Below are 240 nucleotides of genomic sequence, written 5' to 3'. Positions count from 1 at the left end.
GGAATGAAGAACGTGCCCCAGCGCTTGCCCGCCCAACTGTGCGATACGCGCACCCAGCAGCGCTTCATCCGTTCGCTGGCATCGGAGGGCGGCGCGAACTGCTCCCAGTGAAACTGCACCTTGATGCGGCCATATTTGTCGGTCAGGATCTCGTCGCCGTCGGGGCCGACCACCATCGCGGTTTGCGGGCCCGCGACAACGGGGCGCGGCGTGATGCGTTCGGCGCGGAACTGGTTCTCC

The 240-nt window shown here is 66.2% G+C and carries 1 pseudogene; it reads right to left on the bottom strand.

Annotated features, from left to right (window positions below):
• Positions 1-240, bottom strand: a pseudogene (locus tag SB753_RS40910) (type VI secretion system tip protein VgrG); the annotation flags it as partial.

The organism is Paraburkholderia sp. SIMBA_053 (assembly GCF_046534895.1).
GTDB classification, from domain to species: domain Bacteria; phylum Pseudomonadota; class Gammaproteobacteria; order Burkholderiales; family Burkholderiaceae; genus Paraburkholderia; species Paraburkholderia caledonica.
The sequence above is the reverse complement of the archived record's forward strand: the minus strand, read 5'-3'. Positions and strand labels throughout refer to the sequence as shown.